16 protein-coding genes are annotated in these 18,436 nt (G+C 71.3%); 8 read left to right on the top strand and 8 right to left on the bottom strand.

Annotation, left to right across the window (positions count from 1 at the left end; genetic code table 11):
- The 5 genes from TSO221_RS16850 to TSO221_RS16830 all read left to right on the top strand — a co-directional run.
- Positions 1–3,877 (top strand): MBG domain-containing protein (locus tag TSO221_RS16850; protein ID WP_211099131.1); only part of this gene is annotated, 3,877 nt, incomplete at its 5' end.
- A 70-nt stretch (positions 3,878–3,947) separates the two neighbouring features.
- Positions 3,948–4,190 carry a type II toxin-antitoxin system Phd/YefM family antitoxin gene (locus TSO221_RS16845; protein WP_109119675.1) on the top strand — a complete coding sequence of 81 codons (243 nt, stop codon included), beginning with the start codon at positions 3,948–3,950 and terminating at the stop codon, positions 4,188–4,190.
- Complete coding sequence (locus tag TSO221_RS16840) at positions 4,187–4,564, top strand: type II toxin-antitoxin system VapC family toxin (RefSeq protein ID WP_109119673.1); 378 nt, start codon at positions 4,187–4,189, stop codon at positions 4,562–4,564. The genes TSO221_RS16845 and TSO221_RS16840 overlap by 4 nt, the downstream gene beginning before the upstream one ends.
- Positions 4,565–4,687: 123 nt before the next feature.
- On the top strand, positions 4,688–5,344 hold the full coding sequence (locus TSO221_RS16835; RefSeq protein WP_109119672.1) for a hypothetical protein: 657 nt from the start codon (positions 4,688–4,690) through the stop codon (positions 5,342–5,344).
- Between the two features lie 2 nt (positions 5,345–5,346).
- Positions 5,347–7,404 (top strand): adenylate/guanylate cyclase domain-containing protein, encoded by a 2,058-nt coding sequence (locus TSO221_RS16830; protein ID WP_247878087.1) that lies wholly within the window; start codon positions 5,347–5,349, stop codon positions 7,402–7,404.
- 154 nt (positions 7,405–7,558) lie between these two features.
- Here the strand turns inward: TSO221_RS16830 and TSO221_RS16825 are convergent, their stop codons facing one another.
- Complete coding sequence (locus TSO221_RS16825; RefSeq protein ID WP_247878086.1) at positions 7,559–9,196, bottom strand: ShlB/FhaC/HecB family hemolysin secretion/activation protein; 1,638 nt, start codon at positions 9,194–9,196, stop codon at positions 7,559–7,561.
- A gap of 383 nt (positions 9,197–9,579) precedes the next feature.
- Between TSO221_RS16825 and TSO221_RS16820 the strand changes: the two genes are divergently transcribed.
- The 3 genes from TSO221_RS16820 (at position 9,580) to TSO221_RS16810 (ending at position 11,982) form a co-directional block, all read left to right on the top strand.
- The gene (locus TSO221_RS16820) at positions 9,580–10,383 is read left to right on the top strand and encodes a cyclic nucleotide-binding domain-containing protein (protein ID WP_247878085.1); all 804 of its coding nucleotides are present in this window, start codon (positions 9,580–9,582) and stop codon (positions 10,381–10,383) included.
- 54 nt (positions 10,384–10,437) lie between these two features.
- Entirely contained in the window at positions 10,438–11,448 is a 1,011-nt protein-coding gene (locus TSO221_RS16815; protein ID WP_146208835.1) for a hypothetical protein, read from the top strand.
- Between the two features lie 123 nt (positions 11,449–11,571).
- Entirely contained in the window at positions 11,572–11,982 is a 411-nt protein-coding gene (locus tag TSO221_RS16810; RefSeq protein ID WP_158284118.1) for a bacteriohemerythrin, read from the top strand.
- A 12-nt stretch (positions 11,983–11,994) separates the two neighbouring features.
- Here the strand turns inward: TSO221_RS16810 and TSO221_RS35475 are convergent, their stop codons facing one another.
- The 7 genes from TSO221_RS35475 to soxA form a co-directional block, all read right to left on the bottom strand.
- On the bottom strand, positions 11,995–12,153 hold the full coding sequence (locus tag TSO221_RS35475; RefSeq protein WP_158284117.1) for a hypothetical protein: 159 nt from the start codon (positions 12,151–12,153) through the stop codon (positions 11,995–11,997).
- A gap of 64 nt (positions 12,154–12,217) precedes the next feature.
- A complete protein-coding gene (locus tag TSO221_RS16805) occupies positions 12,218–13,234 on the bottom strand; it encodes an MBL fold metallo-hydrolase (RefSeq protein WP_109119667.1) in 1,017 nt (338 codons plus the stop codon).
- Positions 13,231–14,316: a YeeE/YedE family protein gene (locus tag TSO221_RS16800; RefSeq protein WP_109119666.1), complete on the bottom strand. Its 1,086-nt coding sequence runs from the start codon at positions 14,314–14,316 to the stop codon at positions 13,231–13,233. Before TSO221_RS16800 ends, TSO221_RS16805 begins: the two co-directional genes overlap by 4 nt.
- Before the next feature lie 118 nt (positions 14,317–14,434).
- The gene (locus tag TSO221_RS16795; RefSeq protein WP_109119665.1) at positions 14,435–14,851 is read right to left on the bottom strand and encodes a DsrE family protein; all 417 of its coding nucleotides are present in this window, start codon (positions 14,849–14,851) and stop codon (positions 14,435–14,437) included.
- A gap of 143 nt (positions 14,852–14,994) precedes the next feature.
- Entirely contained in the window at positions 14,995–16,716 is a 1,722-nt protein-coding gene (soxB, locus tag TSO221_RS16790) for a thiosulfohydrolase SoxB (protein ID WP_109119664.1), read from the bottom strand.
- A 29-nt stretch (positions 16,717–16,745) separates the two neighbouring features.
- On the bottom strand, positions 16,746–17,381 hold the full coding sequence (gene soxX / locus TSO221_RS16785; protein ID WP_109119663.1) for a sulfur oxidation c-type cytochrome SoxX: 636 nt from the start codon (positions 17,379–17,381) through the stop codon (positions 16,746–16,748).
- Between the two features lie 11 nt (positions 17,382–17,392).
- Complete coding sequence (gene soxA, locus TSO221_RS16780) at positions 17,393–18,205, bottom strand: sulfur oxidation c-type cytochrome SoxA (RefSeq protein ID WP_109119662.1); 813 nt, start codon at positions 18,203–18,205, stop codon at positions 17,393–17,395.
- Positions 18,206–18,436 lie beyond the last annotated feature (231 nt).

Raw genomic sequence — 18,436 nt, 5'->3', positions numbered from 1 at the left:
GGCCTCGGCGCTGGAGTTGTCCGACACCGAGCTGGACCGCGTCACCGCCGGCACCCTGCGCATCGGCGACAGCGGCGCCGGGACGATCACCGTCAGCGCCACGGTGTCGCCGGCCAACGCCGCGACGCTGAGCCTGCTGAGCGGCAGCGGCGTGGCGCAGTCGGGCAGCGGCGCCATCACGGCGACCAACCTGCGGCTCAGCGTCGGCGGCACGGTGAGCCTGGGCACCAACTCCAACAGCGTGACGACGCTGGCGACGGCCGGCACCGGCAACGGGGCGGTGTCGTTCCGCGGCGACGGCGGCTTCGCCATCGGCACGGTGGACGGCGTGTCCGGCATCGCCGCCGGCACCGGCGACGTGACGCTCTCCACCACCGGCACGGTGACGCAGAGCCAGGCGATCACCGCGTCCGGCCTGTCGCTCAAGGGCACCGGCGGCACCTACACGCTGACCAACGCCGGCAACGCCGTCGCCACCCTGGCCGGCGACACCGGCACGGTCAGCTACACCGACGCGGACGCCCTCGGCATCGGCACGGTCAACGGCACAGCCGGCCTGACGGTGAACGGCACCACGCTGACGCTCGCCACCGGCGGCGCCCTGACGCAGACGGCGGCGCTGACCAACGTCGGCCGGCTGGTGCTGTCGGCCGGCGGCGCCATCGACCTGGACGAGAGCGGGGTGGAGAACACCGTCACCGCGCTCGGCTCCGTCACCCGCGGCGGCGCCTTCAGCCTGTACGACAGCGCCGGCGGCCTGACGCTGGACGGCGCCGTGGGCGCGCACGCCAGCGCCGTGTCGATCCGCACCACCGGCGCCTTGACGCTGTCCGGCAACGCCACGGTGGCGGCGAGCGGCGCGGCCGACATCGTGCTGGCGGCGAGCGGCGGCGAGTTCACCAACAGCCGGGGATCCGACGCGCTGTCGCTGGGCAGCGGGCGCTGGCTGGTCTACGCGGCCACCCGCGACGGCAGCACCGAGGGCGGCCTGTCCGGCACGCGCGAGTACACGCGCAGCTACACCGCCAACGCGCCGTCCACGGTGACGCGCTCCGGCAACGTCTTCCTGTACGGCAACACGCCGTACATCACGGTGCGCGCGGTGGACGCCAGCCGCACCTACGGCGACGCCAACCCGACGCTGTCCGCCAGCTACAGCGGCGTGCTGAGCGGCGACACCGCGTCCCTGGCCTACACCGGCGACGCCAGCCTGAGCACCGTCGACACCGACGCGGCCGCGGGCGGCCACACCATCACCGCCGGTGTCGGCACGCTGACCTCGCCGACCGGCTACGGCTTCCGTTACGAGACCGGCACGCTGACCGTCACCCCCGCTCCGCTGACCGTCACCGCGACGGCGCAGAGCAAGGTCTACGGCGACGCCGACCCGACGCTCGCCTACACCACGAGCGGCCTGAAGGGCTCCGACGGCGCGTCCTCGGTGCTGAGCGGCGCCCTCGGCCGCACCGCCGGGGAGAACGTCGGCAGCTACACCGTCGGCCAGGGGACGCTGGCGTCGAACGGCAACTACACGCTCTCCTTCACGGGCAGCGCGCTGTCGATCACCCCGGCCCCCCTGACCATCGCGGCGACGAGCGCGTCGCGCACCTACGGCCAGGACAACCTGGCGCTGACCGGCACCGTCACCGGCCTGCGCAACGGGGATACCGCGGGCGGGCTCGGCATCGGCTACGGCACCGCGGCGACCGCGTCCTCCGACGTCGGTGGCTACGCGATCACGCCGACGGCCGGTGCGCTGTCCAACTACACCGTGTCGCTGACGCCCGGCACGCTGACGGTGACGCCGGCGCCGCTGACGGTGACCGCCGAGGACGCCACCCGCACCGCCGGCACCGCCAACCCACCCTTCACCGCGCGCTACGACGGCTTCGTGCTCGGCCAGGGCTCCGGGGCGCTGAGCGGCACGCTGGGCTTCGGCACCGCGGCGGGGACGGACTCACCGGCTGGCGGTTACACGGTGACGCCGTTCGGGCTGACATCAAGCAACTACGCGATCGCCTACCGCTCCGGCACGCTGACCGTCACCCCCGCGACGACCGCACCGCCCGCGACCACGCCACCGGCGGTGAGCGCGCCGCAGGTCACCACCGTCATCGACCGCGTCACCAACCCGGACAGCCTCGTTCCAGCGGTCGCGACCACCACCACGGCGACCACCGTGCCGGCGACGGTCGCCGGCGCCGTGCCGCAGACGCCCGTGGCGACCACCCCGACGGTGCCCGGCGTCCAGCCCGCGGCACTGCTGAGCGCGCTGGCCAACGGCACGTTGTCGGCGCTGAGGGGGGCGGAGGCCGCCAGTCGCGCCGCCGATGCCGCGGCATCGGCGGTGGCGGTGACCCTCGGCGGGCGCACGCTGTCCTTCTCGGCCGACGCGGTGGCGGCGCACGCGGCGGGGCAGTCGCTGAACCTGCCGTCGCCGGCCCTGCTGAACGCACCGCAGGTGCGCGAGGCGGCGGACCGCCTGCTCGCCGCCATGGCGGGCGGCGGCATGGGCAAGGCGATGTCGGCGATGAGCGGCCTGTCGGTCGCCGAGCAGAAGGCCGCTTTCCAGAGCGTCGCGACGGCCGAGCTGATCAACGGCCTGCTCACCAGCGACGACCCCACGGCGCGCACGGTGGGTGGCCTGCTGCAGAGCGCGGTGTCGGGCGGCGGCGCCGGCTACGCCGACGTCAAGGCGGCGGCCAAGTCCGGCGGCGTCGAGGCTCCGCTGTTGAAGACCTATCTGGCGCTCTACCAGCACGTCGACCGCGAGCAGCGCACCCAGGCGATGAGCGGCGCCGTGCAATCGCTGGTCGCCGACCCGCACGCCGCCGACCTGTTTGGCAGCGGCGGCAACGGCGAGCCGCCACGCATCGTCACCCTGGATGCCCCGCGCGACGCCGCCGGCGGCCGCAAGGTGGTGGAGGGCAGGATCGACCAGAGCGGCCGCATCCGCGAGGCGCGGGTGAACGGCCGCTGGGTCTTCGTCGACGATCAGGGCCGCTTCAGCACCGACATCGCGGTGGCGCCGGGCCAGAACGAGGTGGTGCTGACCGTCACCGACGAGACCGGCGCCACCACCGAGAAGCGCATCGCCGTCGAGGCCACCCAGGCCAGCGCCCCGGCCACGGACGTGCCGCGCGCCGGCCGCAAGATCGCGCTGATGATCGCCACCGACACCTACGCCAGCCCGCTGATCCCGCCGCTGAAGACGCCGGCCGGCGACGTGGCGGCGGTGGGCGCGGCGCTGAACGAGCGGCTCGGCTACGAGACGCGGGTGCTGGCCAACCCGACCAAGGAGCAGATCATCGAGACCATGCGTGCGCTCGGCCGCGAGATCGGTGAGCAGGACCAGGTGATGCTCTACTACGCCGGCCACGGCTACGAGGTGCAGGAGACCGGCACCGGCTACTGGCTGCCCGCCGACGCGGACGCCGACAACCCGAAGAACTGGGTGTCGAACAACGACATGGCGCGCTTCCTCAACCGTATGCCGGCCAAGCAGATCCTGGTGGTGTCGGACAGCTGCTATTCCGGCGCGTTCACGCGTGAACAGAAGGTCGATCCCGGCGTGGCGAGGACGGCGCCGGAACAGCTGCTCGGCCGCCGCTCGGTGATGGCGATGTCGTCGGGCGGCGACGAGCCGGTGGCGGACGGCGAGACCAACTCCCCCTTCGCGTCGTCGATGATCACCCGCGTGCGCCAGCTGCCCAGCGACAGCGGCGGCTACGAGCTGTTCACCCAGGTGCGCGACGACGTCACCGCCGAGGTGCCGCAGACTCCGCAGTACGGCGTCATCAAGGCCGCCGGCTACGACGAGGGCGGCGACTACCTGCTGAACGTGAAGGGGCCGCAGCGTACGGCGGGGGTGCGGTAGGGTTGGTCAGGTTTGACCAACAGGAGATGGAGTGATAGTGTTGGTCAGAGCTGACCAATTGGGCGACGCCATGGACACCGTCAACCTGTACGATGCCAAGACCAACCTGTCGCAGCTCGTGGATCGCGCCGCCGCTGGCGAAGAGATCATCATCGCCAAGTCGGGACGGCCCATGGCGCGTCTGGTGCCGTTGCGCCGCCGCACCACGCCGCGGCCACTCGGTCTGTTGCGCGGGCAGGTGACGCTGGGCGATGACTTCGACGCGCCGCTGCCCGACGATATGGCTCGGGCCTTCCGCGGTGAGATGCCGTGAAGCTGCTGCTCGATACACACATCTTCGTGTGGGTGGTCGGCGAGCCGGAACGTCTTTCCCCGGCCGTCGCGGCGGCGGTTGTCGATCCGGACAACGACGTGTACCTGAGCGCCGTCAGCGTCTGGGAGATCGCCATCAAGCGGGCTCTCGGCCGTCTGCCATTCCCGTTGGAGCGGCTGGACGCGCTGCTTGCCGAGATGGGGGTGGAGATCCTCGACCTGACGGCGGCGCACGCGATAGCCGCCGGCGGCCTTCCGCGGCATCACGACGATCCCTTCGACCGGGCCCTGATCGGGCAGGCGAAGGTGGAAGGAATGACCCTTGTTTCGGTCGACCAAGCGATGACCCGCTATGACGTCGTGCTCCTGGTCTGACCGCCCGAAAGGCCGCCATTGCGCCACGCCCAATGCTGCCTTATCGTGGATTTGTCCAACAGTTTCAGTATTCTGCGTGAAGAACCGCACGGACGCACCATCGGCCGGTTGTGGAGGGGGATGATGACCAAGGCTCTGCTCGTGGCCGCCGCGGCGGCGTGTCTTCTGACTTCCGGCCCGGCGCTGGCGCAGCGGCCGGCGGCGCTGGTGGAGGAGGTGTCGGGCTCCATTCCCGGCGTCCAGCTCATGGACACGCTGCCCGTCGGCAAGACCATCGCGCTGACGCCGAAGCAGACGCTGGTGCTGAGCTACCTGGCGTCCTGCACCAACGAGACGATCACCGGCGGCACCGTCACCATCGGCGGCCGGGAATCGGCGGTGGAGGGCGGCAAGGTCGAGCGCACGGCGCTGCCCTGCGACGGCGGCGCGCTGCTGCTGGCCGCCAACGAGTCCGGCAAGGCCGGGGTCACCGTCATGCGCGACGCGCCGGTCGGCCTGCCGGGCGCCAAGCCCAGGGCGCAGATCACGCTGTACAAGACCCGCCCGATGCTCGTCACCGGTGCCCCCGGCCGGGTGACGTTCGAACCGCTGGAGGGCGGGGCCGAGCCGGTGACCGTCAACGTGCCCGGCAAGGCCATCGACCTCGCCAAGGGCAAGACGGCGCTGAAACCCGGCGCGCTCTACAAGGTCTCGGCCGGCGACAAGTCCTACGTGGTCAAGGTCGATCCGGCGGCCAAGGACGGCGGCGGGCCGGCGCTCGGCCGGCTGATCCGGTTCTGAGGGTGGCGCCGGTCCGTCTCCTCGCCGCCGCGCTGGCGGTCGGCGCGCTCGCGGTAGGGGCGGCGTGGGCGGCATTGCCGCTGCTGGAGGGGCCGTCGCTCGACACGCTCTACGTGGCGCGGGAGATGCTCTACGGCCCGCGCCCGGCGCCCGATCCCAACCGCGTCGCCATCGTCGCGCTGGACGAGGAGACCTACCGCCGCCCGCCCTTCGCCGGCACGCCGCAGGTCCTGTGGACGCCGTACCTGGGCAAGGTGCTGACCGCCATCGACGCGGTCGGCGTCGCCGCCATCGGCATGGACCTCGTCTACCCGACCTCGGCCGAGGCGGCGATCCCCGGCTTCGAGCGCGACTTCCTGCTGGCGCTGCGCAACGTCGGGCGGGCCGGACGGCTGGTGCTCGCCAAAGTGCAGCACAGCACGCAGCCGCTGCTGCCGCACCGTGGCCACGCGCTCGCGGTGGGCGGGGCGCCCAACATCCGCTCGGTCAATCTGGTGGAGGACGCCGACGGCGTGCTGCGCCGCGTGCCGCTGACGCTCGCCACCACGGCGGGGGAGGAGCCCGGCCTCGCCGCCGAACTGGTGAAGCGTGCCGACGGTACGGTGCCGCCCGGCCGCTCGCTGCTGGTCAACCACCCGACGGCGGCCGGGTCGTTTCCGGTCCACTCGCTGGCCGACCTCGCCGCCTGCGCCGACCCCGCCTATTTCGAGCGGCATTTCCGCGGCAAGGTGGTGCTGGTCGGCACCGCGCTGGACGTCGAGGACCGCAAGCTGACCTCCAACCGCTGGGTCACCAAGCCGGAGGGGCAGAACCTCCCGCCGCGCTGCGCGCTGCCGGTGATGGAGGATCTCGCCGGCACCGGCCGGCGTCGCGACACCGTGCCCGGCGTCACCATCCACGCCGCCGCGGTGTCCAACATGCTGACCGGCACGACGCTGACCGAATCCTCGCCGGGCCTGACGCTGGGCGTGCTGGCGCTGGCCGCCGCGCTGTCGGCGGGGCTGACGCTGGCGCTGTCGCCGCTGTGGGCGGCACTCGGTCTTGGCGCCGTGCTGGCCACCTGGGGTGGCGGGGCGGCGATGGCGTTCCAGGGCGGGCTGGTGCTGCCGCTGGTGCCGGCGGCGCTGGTGGCCGTACTGGTGTTCCCCGCGCTGGTGGCGTTCCGCTTCATGGTGGTCGACCGCGACCGCCGCTACGTGCGCAACGCCTTCCGCCTCTACCTGCCGGGCAGCGTGGTCGACTCTATGGTCGCCTCGGGGCGCATGCCGCAGCTGGGCGGCGAGGAGCGGCCGGTCACCGTGCTGTTCTCCGACATCGCCGGCTACACCAAGATGTCCGAGGGGCTGGAGCCCGAGGCGCTGGTGCGGCTGCTCAACCGCTACTTCACGGTGATGACCGACATCGTCGAGAAGCACGGCGGCTTCGTCGACAAGTACATCGGCGACGCCATCCTCGCGGTGTTCGGCGCGCCGATGGCCGGCGACAACCACGCCCGCGCCGCGGTGGACGCCGCGCTGGAGATGCAGGCGGCGCTCGCCTCCGACCCGACGCTGCTGAGCTCCGGGAACGGCCAGCGGGGTGCTGCGCGCATCGGGCTGGCGACCGGGCCGGCGCTGATGGGCAACATCGGCTCGCCGCGGCGCTTCAACTACACGGTGATGGGCGACACGGTGAACCTCGCCTCGCGGCTGGAGGGGGCGAACAAGGCCTTCGGCACCGGCATCCTGGTGGCCGACGCCACGGCCGATCTCTACGGCGACGCCCAGGCCTTCCGCGCCATCGACACCATCCAGGTGGTGGGCCGCGACCATCCGGTGACCATTCTGGAGCCGCTGTCGCCGGCGCGCCGCGACGACCCCGCCGACACCGGGCGCCGCGCCGCCTACGCCGAGGCGCTGGAGCACTGGCGCGCCGGCCGCTTCGCCGAGGCGGCGTCGGCCTTCGCCGCGCTGGCGTACGACGACAAGGCTGCTGCGGTGATGCACAAGCGCGCGGCGCAGCACGCCGCCGAGCCGGTGCTGCACGGCTGGACCGGGGTGACGGCGCTGACCGAGAAGTGACCCAAAAACCCCTCCCCCAGCTCTGCTGGGGGAGGGAGGGGCCCACGAAGTGGGAGGGTGGGGGCAGCGGCGCGCACGAGAATCAACGCCTGCCGCCGACGCCGCTGCCCCCACCCTAACCCTCCCCCGCCGGAGGCGGGGGAGGGCCTTGCCTTCAGAACCGCGTTCCCAGCGTGAAGAACGCCCGCACCCCGCGGTCCTGCGTGGTGAAGGGGTTGCGCATGAACGGCTTGGCGATCTCCACGGTCGCATCCAGCCGCTCCAGCAGCCCGAAGCGGACGCCCGCTCCCGCCGAGGCCAGCGACTGCCGGCCGTGCCGGCTGCCGGATTCGTAGTTCCACACGCTGCCGTAGTCCGAGAAGACGTAGACCTGCGCGTAGGTCAGCCACTCCTGCCAGGGCGGCACCGCGTACTGGAACTCGGCGCGGGTGGAGAAGCCGCTGTCGCCGGTGATCTCCGAGGCGTCGAAGGCGCGGCCGTAGGACTTGCCGCCGACGCCGAACTCCTCCGACGACAGCAGCTCGTGCCCGGCGTACTGGCCCTCGCCGGCCAGCACCAGGGCGAACTCCTCGCTGAGCTTCTGGTCGCGCTGCACGATGAGGCCGAGCTTGGTGAAGTCGCTGCGCCCACCGATGCGCGAGCGCGCCGCCGCCGTGCCGCGCTTCGTTGCCTCCAGCACGTTGAGCCCCTGGCTGAGCGTCGCCTGCACCAGGTTGCTGCCGTCCCAGGAATCCGCGATGTCGTAGGTGGCCGTGCCGGACAGCACGCGCAGGCGGTCTTCGCTCTGCCGGCGCTGCAGGATGTTGGTGCGGCTGTTGCGCACGGTGAAGGCCAGTTCGCCGCGCAGCGTCTCCGACCGGCTGCGCAGGAACGGGTGCGCCACCGCCAGCCGCAGCGACGAGGTCAGGCTGTCGATCTCCAGCGTGCGGACGTTGTCGCCGGGCTCGGCCCAGCTGCGGCGCAGGCCGAGCTGGGCGGTGGTGCCCTCGCTGTCGAGAATCTCGGTGTGGGTGGCGTCGAGGAAGCGCAGCTCGCGGATCTGCTGCGCGATGCTCCCCGTCACCGCGGTGCGGTCGAAGCGGCCGAGCTGGTCGTCCGCCGTGACGCTGCCCGACAGCTGCAACACGCCCACCGACCGCGTGCCGCGGTTGTCCAGCGACAGCGAGCCGGAATACGCCTTGCGCTCCAGGTTGAAGGTGAGGTTGGAGGCGCCGGGCACGCCCTCCGCCGGTTCCAGCACGGTGCGCACGGTGACGCCCGGCAGGTCGTCGGCGAGCAGGACGTAGCGCTCCATGTCGTCCATGCGCAGCGGGCGCGAGGCCTTGATCTTCGCTGCCATGCCCTGGAGGATCCCGGCGTGGTCGGCGAAATCGCCCTGGACCGTCACCTCGTTGATGTAGCCCTCGACGACCTGAAGGCGCACCACGCCGCCGCGGATGCGCTGCGCCGGCACCACCGCCTGCGACAGCACGTAGCCGTCGTTGCGGTACTTCGCGGTGATGGCGTCGCGCACGCCGTACACCTCGGCCAGCGTCACCGTACGGTTCAGCAGCCCCTCCCACAGCGGCCGCAGCTCGTCGGCGGCGTAGACGGTGGCGCCGTCCAGTTCGATGGACGACAGCGTGAAGCGGATGCCCTCGGCATCCTTGGGCGGCGGCGCCTGCTCGGGCGCCGGCAGTTCGGGCTCGGGCACCGACTGCGGGGTGGGGGGCTGGTCGAAGCGCTGCTCCAGCCGGTTCGGGTCGAGGGGCCCGGGCAGGCTCTGGGCCCAGGCGGAGATGGGCGCGGACATGGGCGCGGGCAGTGCCGCGGCCCACAGCAGGACCGGCAGCCACCGTGCAAATCGGCCCGAAGTGGCGGCCGTGGACCGCAAAGGCATGATGTCGTCGTTCCCGCTCGCAACCTCTGCCCCGAGTCTTAGAGCAGCCGCCCGCCTTCGTGCAACGCACAGCCCCGGATTTCCGCACCGCACCACCAGACATGGAGCCGGTGTGGCAAAGCAGCCGCAAGACCTCCCCGGAGTGCGCCCTATGCGGGAATTATCGACAGCACAAGACACGCGTATTTTCAGGAAACGCTCGGCGACCGCTTCTTTCCTATGCGATTTGTTTAGACTCGTTGTATTCGCTGGTCCTGCGTCTTAAGGTGCTGGGGGTGACGAAAAGGAGAACCCCCGTGACGGCGCACGCCAAGTCCGTCGGCCACCGCCATTTCCCGGCCGGCACCGTGCTGATCCGACAGGGCGACACCGGCGACTGCGGCTGGATTCTCGAATCGGGCGAGGTGGAGGTGGCGCTGGAGACTCCGGCCGGCCTCAAGCGTCTGGCCATTCTCGGCCCCGGCGCGCTGGTGGGGGAGATGGCGCTGATCGACGCCGGGGTGCGCAGCGCCACGGTGACGGCGCTCAGCGACGTCGCCGCGCTGGAGCTGACCGGGGCGATGGTCCGCCGCCACATCGAGGCCGGCCCGCCGCTCGCCTCCTACCTGCTGTCCAGCCTGATCACCGCCATCCGCCGCGCCCACGGCCTGTGGGTGGAGGAACGCAATCCCAAGGACGGGCCGGTGCGCTCGCGCCGCTCGTTCGACCGGGTGCTCGACCGCCGCGGCTATTCCGACGGGCACGTCTTCTTCCGCCAGGACGATTCCGCGACGGTGGCCTACCTGATCCAGTTCGGGCAGGTGTCGATCCGCCGCGACGACGCGGAGCTGGCGGTGCTCGGCCCCGGCCGCATCTTCGGCGAGCTGGCGCTGCTGCGCGCCCAGCCGCGGGTGGCGACCGCCGTCGCCGTCGGCCAGACCACCTGCGAGGTGATCCGCCGCGAGGACTTCAAGCACGCCATCTCCGCCATGCCGCCGATCCTGCGCTCGCTGACGCGGATCTACGTGGAGATGCTGTCCAACCCGCTCTACCTGACGCTTAGCGCCCGCCTGAACCGCACCGAAACACCGCCGGAACCGCCGGCCGAGACGCTACCGTAAGCGGTGCCGCATCGGCTATCCTGGTGGGCGGAACGCGTTGGCGAGGCGGTGACGGTGCGGCGGATCACGGGTGCGGGCTGGCTGGCGGCGGGTGTGGCCGCCGTGTTGCTGGGGTCGGTGGTGGTGGCCGTCGGCGCGCCGGGCGAGCGCGTCGCCATCGTGCGCAGCGCGCCGGGCGCCGCGCCGTCGCGGCCGGTGACGCTGGAGGCGTCGGACTGGGAGGCCTTCCTCGCCGCCAGCCGCGCCGCCCGTGCCGAGGCCGCCTGCGCCGCCCGCGACGCCGCCGTCGCCCGGGTGAAAGCCACGGTGGCCGAGGCGATCGCCGCCATGCGGGCGGACATCCCGGTCTTCATCGCGTGGCGCTTCTCCTTCTTCACCACCTACCGCCTGACCTTCTCGGCCATCGCCGGGGCGTTCACCGGCACCAGCCCGGCGGAGTCCGTCGGCGCGGTGACGGCCGAGCGCTTCCGCGCCCTGGTGCTGAACCCCGATGCGCTGCGCACCCGCCTGTCCGCCGCCGTGGACGCCGTCGCCGCCGACACCACGGCGCGGCGCGGCGCGTTGGTGGCCGAACGCGCCGCCGCGCTCGACCGCGTGGCGGCGGAGCGCGGGCTGTCGGCCGGCGCCGGCTCAATCACGGCGGCGGTGTCGGAGGCCGACGCGCTCGGCCTGCCCACTCCGGACCCGCTGCGCCCGCAGGTGCCGATCCCCGACCCGTCCGGCGAGATCGGCTGGCTGGGCGGGCGGGAGGCGTTGGTGATGGCCGGCCGTCAGGCGGCCCGGCGCGGCACCGGCCTCGCCGCCGAGCCGGCACTGATGGCCGGCCTGCCGGTGGCGCTGCTGGAGGGTGCGCCGCTGCTGGCCGCCCCGGTGGTCGGGGTGATCGCCACCGGCGTCGGCATGGCGGTGGAGTATTTTGCCGTCCGCCTGTGGGAGTCCGAGGAGCGCGACGACCTCGTCAAGGCCGCCAACGAGGCGCTCGACCTCTACGCGGCGTCGCTGGTCAGCGGCCTGCAGCCGCTGGCGGACGACGTGGTATTGCGGACGCTGGGGCCGTGGGACTGAGCTTCCCGCAACCGGCCATTCAACTGGTACGACCAATTTCGCCGCGAATTGATGCCGGTCAATGTCGGGTTCCGGCTGCCTGTGGAGCGTGCGCCGCAGATCCACGCAACAAGGCCCCTCGTCATGGAATGGTCGGACGCGCTTTCCATCGGCATCCCGGAGATCGATGCGCAGCACCGCGTCTTCGTCGGCATGCTCGACCGCTTGCGCGTGGTGTCCGGTGAGCCGGGGGCGAACCGCAACGAACTGCGCCTGCTGCTGGCCGACCTGGTGACCTATGCCGAGCACCACTTCGTGGACGAGGAGGAGCGCATGGTCGCCGCTGGTTATCCCGGCGCCGCCGCGCACGCCGCGGTGCACGACTCGGCGGCCCGGCGAATCCATGACCTGCTGATCCGCGACGCCGACGAGGTTGAGCTGTACCGCTTCCTCAGCGCCTTCCTGAAGGCGTGGCTGGTCAACCACATCATGGGTGAGGACAAGGCGTTCGGCGACTGGCTGACCGGTGCCGCCGCGGCGGAGCGATGCGCGTGAAGCGCTGGCCCCTCAGGCCAGCCAGAGCGTCACGCCGGCCACGCACAGGCCGGCAAGGACCACGGCCAGCAGACGCCGGTCGCGGGCGATCATCCGCTCCAGTTCCTGGTCGCGCTCGCGCATCAGGTCGGTGATGGGGCGAACGGCCTCGGTTTCCGCGTGCGTGTCCATGCCATGCCTTCGGCCCAGCGTCGTCGGCTGTCGTCAGCATAACATAGTATGCACGGCAGGCGTGCTAAAAATCAGATTGTTCCGCCTCAAGGTAGGCGAGGCTGATATACTTTCCAATGTTGCTGTCCCAGCCTTTGGTCTCGGCGGCGCGCGCTGCGACGCGTGGGTCGCGCAGCACGGCGGGCTTGGCCTCCTCGACCGTCCGTCCGGCCTTCACGGCGGCGGCGCAGGTCTCGTAGATGCCCTCGAACAGCTCGCGCTGCCAGACGATCACCTCCGGCCCCGGCACGCCGTGCGCCGGCAGCCACATCTTGGTGGCGCTGTTGGCCTTCAGCGCGTCCATGGTCTGGAAGGTGCCGGTGTAGGAGCCGTCGTCCATGTTGGCGATGCGCCGGTCCATCAGGATGTCGCCGACGCACATGACGCCGTCCTCCACCACCTCCACCGAGACGTCGGACGGCGTGTGGGCGCGGCCGTAGTGGTGCAGGCGGAGCGTCACGTCGCCCAGCGACAGCGTGTCGCCGTGCGCCACGTCCCGGTTCGGCGGGACGATCCTCGTGCCGGCCGACGCCTGCGCCGTCCACTTGACCATGGAGGTCAGCCAGACGCTGCCGTGCACGCCCTGGATCGCCTCGCGGGTGTGGGGCAGGGCGTAGCGCGGCAGGTCCATGCCGTAGGCGTCCACGAAGGCGTGGTTCCCCAGCCAGTGATCGCCGTGATAGTGCGTGTTGACGACGCCGACCACCGGCTTGTCGGTGACCGTGCGCAGCTGGCGGATCGCCATCTCGCCGATCTGCAGGGACGCGCCGGAATCGACGACCATCACGCCCTTGGCACCCACCACGAAGGTGACGTTGGCCATCATCCCCTGGTTCTCCGGCGTCGGGAAGCCGTCCGGGGACTGGATGACGTAGACGTGCGGGCTGACCCGCGTCACCGGCTGGTCCTTGACCGGCGGACCCTTGACGAAGGCCTCCACCTCGGCGGCGAGCGCGCTCAGCGACTGCCAATCGACCAGCCGCGCCGCCGGTACGGCCGCGGCGGCGAGGGCGGCGCCGGTGAGGAAACGGCGGCGGATCATCGGGAAACCTCCTGCAGGGTGAACGTGGTGCCGCCCTGCGACGGACGATCCACGAGGACATCGGTCAGCACCGCGCCGATCCACATCGACCACAGCACCAGCCACGCCGTCAGCACGAAGATCGAGGCCCCCGACACGCCGGCCCCGACGGCGCAGCCGCCGGCCAGCACGCTGCCGAAGCCCATCAGGCAGCCGCCGGTGATGTAGCGGGTCATCGAGGAGCCGTCCTTGAACCCCTCCAGCTTCAGATCGCCGCCTGCTAGGCCGGCGAGGAAGGAACCGAGGAACACCCCGGGGATCAGCCCGGTGTCGAAGGTCCAACGTGCGCCGGGCGGCGAGAGCACCAGCATCAAAAAGTCCGCCGACGGGGCGGTGAAGCTCAGGGAATGCACGCTCACCGGCTCGAACGCCGAGGCGGCGGCGCGCCAGGTGAACCACCACGCCGCGGCGATGGTCAGCCCGACGCCCATGGCGCCCAGCGAGGCCCAGGCCGAGACCCGGTTGCGCCGCACCAGCGCTGCGCCGGCCGCCAGCCAGCCGAGCGCGAACAGCAGCGCCCCGCCGTGCCCGACGCCGGCCAGCGCCAGCAGGTCGCGCTGCGCGCTGCCGATGGTCCACAGGTCGTTCACGGCCGTGCGGGCCGGCGCCAGCAGCCCGCGCGTCGAGGCCTGCGCGGCCACCGCGAACACGAGGCCGGACAGCAGGGCGCGCAGGTTGCCGTTGGCCGACAGGACCAGCATGCGGCTGGCGCAGGCGCGGGTCAGCGTCATGCCGCAGCCGAACATCAGGCCGCCGATGATGGCGCCGGACAGGCTGCCGGGGTTGTTGAGCTGGCGCACGTTGCCGGTGTCGAACCAGCCCAGCAGGATCAACCCCTGGGTGGCGATCAGCGCCGTGGAGAAGGCGAGCAGCCACACCGCCAGCCGCCCGCCGAACCGGCCGTGCGCCACCTCCAGCGTGGACGCGCGCAGGCAGAAGCGCGAGCGCTGCGCCAGCGCCCCGAACGCCGCGCCGATCAGCAGCCCGCCGAGCGCGGTGAACCGCTCCTCGCCGAGGAGTTCCATGAGGCCGTCGAACGTCATGGCGGTTGTCTCCGCTCACGCGCCCCCACCCCTGGCCCCTCCCCCGCTTCGCAGGGGAGGGGAATGGCGGCACCCTCCCCTGCGAAGCGGGGGAGGGATGGGGTGGGGGCAATGCTGATCATGGCTTGATGTACGCGTAATGCTCACGCGCCTGCAGCTGGCCGATGCGGGCGACGCCGGAGGGGGTGAACTCCGCCTCCATGATGAACTTGTCCTTGTCCAGGTTGCGCCGCTTCAGCGTGATCTCGCACACCTCGAAGGTCACGCCGCGGGTCTTGAGGTCGGAGATCAGCGGGGCATACTCGATGTTGTTCCTGGCGTCCTTCTGCCCTTCCAGCAGCAGGTCGACGCCGTCGGCGTGGGTGACCACGCGGATCTTGGTGTCGGGCGCCACGTCCAGGTGGTTGCGGATGTTGCGCAGCCCCTTGGTGCCCTGCACGGCCGCGTCGTCGATGTGGTAGACCACCTTGTCCTGCGCCAGCGCCGGCAGCGCCGTGAACACCAGCGCCGCCGTGACGGTCATTGCCTTCAGCATCTCTCCCTCCTTCCTCGTCCTTTTTCCGTCATCCCCGCGAAAGCGGGGATCCAGCGCTCGCATCCGCGAGCCACATGAGTCATGTCGCCGCTGCCGCGGCTCTTCCTGGATCCCCGCCTTCGCGGGGATGACGGAAGGGACGGTCACGCCGCCACACCCGGATTGCCGTCCACGCCCTTGAGTTTCGGCAGGTTGAGCGTCGGCGGCGCCACCGTCTTCCTGGCGCGCAGGTGCCGGGCGACCAGATCCCACACCGGCTCGCCGCCGGCGTCGCGCGCCTCTTCCGACACCGGCGCCCAGCCGGCCACCTTGTAGGTCTTCGACGCCTCGACGGACTTGCCGCCCAGCGTCATGTCCTGGATGCGCTGCCCGGCGGGGGCCGCGGGGTCGCAGGTGTAGGACAGCCCGCCGACGCGCACCATGTCGCCGCCCTGCTGGTAGTAGGGGTCGGGGTTGAACAGGTTGTCGCAGACGTCCTCCAGCACCGTCTTGATCATCGCCCCGCTCATGCTGGCGAGCGTCACCGCGGGGTAAGTGATGGCGGTCTGGTCCAGCAGGTTCTCCATGGTGATGGCCTGGCCCGGCAGGATCGTCGTGCCCCAGCGGAAGCCGGGAGAGAAGGCGATCTCCGCGTCCTTCTCGGCCATCAGCGCGTCGAGGATCAGCTGGTCGAAGCTGCCGTTGAAGTTGCCGCGCCGGTACAGCAGCCCCTCGCTGACCGCCAGCGTCTCATTGAGCTTCGCCTCGTAGGGTGCCCGCACCTTGGTGATGAGCGCGTCCATCTCCGTGTCGGCGGGCAGCAGGTTGGCGAACACCGGCATCAGCGTGTAGCGGAAGTCGGCGACGCGGCCGTCCTTCACCTCCAGGTCGAGCACGCCGAGGAACTTGCCGTTGGACCCGGCGTTGGTGACCAGCGTCTTGCCGCCGGGGTTCGCCACGATGGTCGGGGCCGGCATGCCGTCGTGCGTGTGGCCGCCGAGGATGGCGTCGATGCCGCGCACCCGCGAGGCCATCTTGAGGTCGACGTCCATGCCGTTGTGCGACAGCACGACGACGACCGCGGCGCCGGCGGCGCGGGCGTCGTCCACCGCCTTCTGCATCTCCTCCTCGCGGATGCCGAAGCTCCAGTCGGCGACCATGTAGCGCGGGTTGGCGATGGGGGTGTAGGGGAACGCCTGCCCGACCACCGCCACCTTCACCCCGTTGATCGCGCGCAGCGTGAAGGGCTTGAACACCGCGTCGCCGAAGTCGGCGGTCCTGATGTTCTGCGCGACGATCTCGACCGTGCCGGCGAAGTCCTTCTCGGCGATCTCCTGCACGCGCTCCTGGCCGTAGGTGCATTCCCAATGCAGGGTCATGATGTCGACGCCCAGCAGCTTGGCGGCGTCCACCATGTCCTGCCCCTGCGTCCACAGCGCGGTGCCCGAGCCCTGCCAGGTGTCGCCGCCGTCGAGCAGCAGCGAGCCGGGACGGTTGGCGCGCACCCGCTTGACCAGCGTGGCGAGGTGGGCGAAGCCGCCGACCTTGCCGTACACCGGCGCCCAGCGTTCGAAGTCCAGGCAGGTGTAGGCGTGCGCCTCCGGTGTGCCGGCCTTGACCGCGAAGTGCTCGAGGAACTTGCCGCCCACGAGGTGCGGCGCCCGCCCGGCCATGGAGCCGATGCCGAGGTTGACGCTCGGCTCGCGGAAGTGGATCGGCTTCAGCTGGGCGTGGCAGTCCGTGATGTGCAGCAAGGAGACGTTGCCGAACGGCTTCGCGTCGTAGAAATCGGCCGCCGCCTGCTGCGCGCGGGCGAAGGAGGAGGGCAGCATCATGCCGGTGGCGGCGGCCGTGGTCAGGACGTGCAGGAAGTCGCGACGGTTCATCGGGCAGGCTTTCCGTCTTGTGGTTGGGCTTATTTGTTGACCGGTGACTGCGGGTCGAGCAGCAGGGCCATCAGGTGCCTGATCTGCGCCTCGCCGAGGATGCCCATGTGGCCCGAGCGCGGCATCAGCGAGCAGGCGTTCGATGCCTTGGCGTTCCAGATCTTGGCCCAGGTCGCCTTCAGCGCGTCCTCCGACGTGCCGCGGACCTTGCCGTAGCCGAGCAGGCTCGGCCCGATGGTGCCGTGCGAGATCTCCTGCGGCGTGATCTGGTGGCAGTTGTAGCAGTTGGCGCCGTTCGGCTGGTCGGCCTTGTCGGTCCAGGTCAGGCCGCGGCCGGACTGGGCGAGCTTCTCGCCCTCCTTCCAGTCGCCGAGCCACTTGCCGTCCGACGGCCATTTGACGGTGGCCATGTTGGCGGCCTCGATCTTCTCGCGTTGTGCGGCGGCGGCCGGGCCGGAGGCGGCGCCGGGGTCGGAGCAGAAGGCCTGCGTCTCGTCCTGCGTCAGCCGGTCGAGCTTGGCGATGCCCTTGTCCTTGAAGCTGGTCTTCAGCATGGCGGCGAACGCCGCGTCGTCGGCGCCGGGGCCCCAGGCGGGCTTGCCCGCGGACTGCGCCAGGGCCGGACCGCTCAGCAGCAGGGCGGCGAGGACCACGAGGTGTTTCATGGCGGGCCTCCTCAGCGCTTGATTCCGGGGGTCTTCATGGTCGCCCCCGAGGCGGTGGCCGCCATGTACAGGGACAGCGCGATGGTGGCGTCGGAGGCGTAGACCGGCTCCGGGAAGCGCTGCTGGCGGAAGCAGTCGTTGATGCGCCACTGCATCGACCACATCTCGCCCGAGCTGACACGGTACGCCGGCCAGCTCGTCCAGCCGCTGGCCGCCCCCTTGGCCGAGGGGATGTAGGGCAGCTCCTGCATGCGGATGCGCGTGCCCTCCTGCCCGTGGCAGGTGGCGCAGGAGAAGTCGTACGGCCCGCCCTCGAAGAAGAACATCCGCCGGCCCAGCTCGACCATCGCCAGTTCCTTGGGATGCGTCGGCCTGACGTTGATCGGCATGCCCTTCGACAGGCCGGAGATGTAGGCGGACAGCGCGTTCATCTCCTCCTTCGGCGGGTCCTTGAAGGAGGCCTGGATGTATGGCTTGGGGTCCTTGCCCTGCAGCGTCTCCATGCAGGTCAGCAGGCGCGATTCCAGGTCCTGCACCCGGTCGGTGTCGGCGAAGTGGCGCGGCAACTGGGCGTACGCCCCCTGCACCACGCCGGCGCCGAGGCCGAGGTCGCACTTTTCCAGCGAGGCGTTCTTCGGCCCGGCGGGGGTCTTCCACAGCTCCTCGCCGGTGGCCTCGTAAAGTTCGGCGGGGTTGCCGTCCTGCAGGGCCTCGCGGTAGGCGTCGATGCTCTCCAGCGCCTTGTCCTTCTGGGCATACGCGGTCGTCGCCCCGGCCGCCGCCAAGGCCAGGAACGCCGCCACTCCCAAGCTTTTGCGGTCCATGCTTCCTCCCGGATGCTTTTGTTTTTTGGGCTGAAAGCCCCTCCCCCCTCGCGGGGAAGGGGTTGGGGAGAGGGGGCACGTACCTTGGCCGCTTCGCGGCGCCACCCTCTCCCCAACCCCTCTCCCGTCAAGGGAGAGGGGCTTATTGGCGTCAGGTGACGGTGGCTTCGTCGGTTCGTGTGTCGCCCTTGTTGTCGACCCAGGTGACGGAGACCTTGTCGCCGGCCTTGC

Source organism: Azospirillum sp. TSO22-1 (genome assembly GCF_003116015.1).
In the GTDB taxonomy this organism is placed as follows: Bacteria; Pseudomonadota; Alphaproteobacteria; order Azospirillales; family Azospirillaceae; genus Azospirillum.
Note: the sequence above shows the minus strand (reverse complement) of the source record. Positions and strands in the feature narration are given on the sequence as shown.

Excerpts from the sequence above, each read along its gene's own strand:
- soxB (WP_109119664.1), bottom strand. The coding sequence starts at position 16,716 with ATGAACCGTCGCGACTTCCTGCACGTCCTGACCACGGCCGCCGCCACC.
- soxA (WP_109119662.1), bottom strand. The coding sequence starts at position 18,205 with ATGGACCGCAAAAGCTTGGGAGTGGCGGCGTTCCTGGCCTTGGCGGCG.
- TSO221_RS16795 (WP_109119665.1), bottom strand. The coding sequence starts at position 14,851 with ATGCTGAAGGCAATGACCGTCACGGCGGCGCTGGTGTTCACGGCGCTG.
- TSO221_RS16805 (WP_109119667.1), bottom strand. The coding sequence starts at position 13,234 with ATGATCCGCCGCCGTTTCCTCACCGGCGCCGCCCTCGCCGCCGCGGCC.
- TSO221_RS16810 (WP_158284118.1), top strand. The coding sequence starts at position 11,572 with ATGGAATGGTCGGACGCGCTTTCCATCGGCATCCCGGAGATCGATGCG.
- TSO221_RS16845 (WP_109119675.1), top strand. The coding sequence starts at position 3,948 with ATGGACACCGTCAACCTGTACGATGCCAAGACCAACCTGTCGCAGCTC.
- TSO221_RS16825 (WP_247878086.1), bottom strand. The coding sequence starts at position 9,196 with ATGTCCGCGCCCATCTCCGCCTGGGCCCAGAGCCTGCCCGGGCCCCTC.
- TSO221_RS35475 (WP_158284117.1), bottom strand. The coding sequence starts at position 12,153 with ATGGACACGCACGCGGAAACCGAGGCCGTTCGCCCCATCACCGACCTG.
- soxX (WP_109119663.1), bottom strand. The coding sequence starts at position 17,381 with ATGAAACACCTCGTGGTCCTCGCCGCCCTGCTGCTGAGCGGTCCGGCC.
- TSO221_RS16800 (WP_109119666.1), bottom strand. The coding sequence starts at position 14,316 with ATGACGTTCGACGGCCTCATGGAACTCCTCGGCGAGGAGCGGTTCACC.
- TSO221_RS16835 (WP_109119672.1), top strand. The coding sequence starts at position 4,688 with ATGACCAAGGCTCTGCTCGTGGCCGCCGCGGCGGCGTGTCTTCTGACT.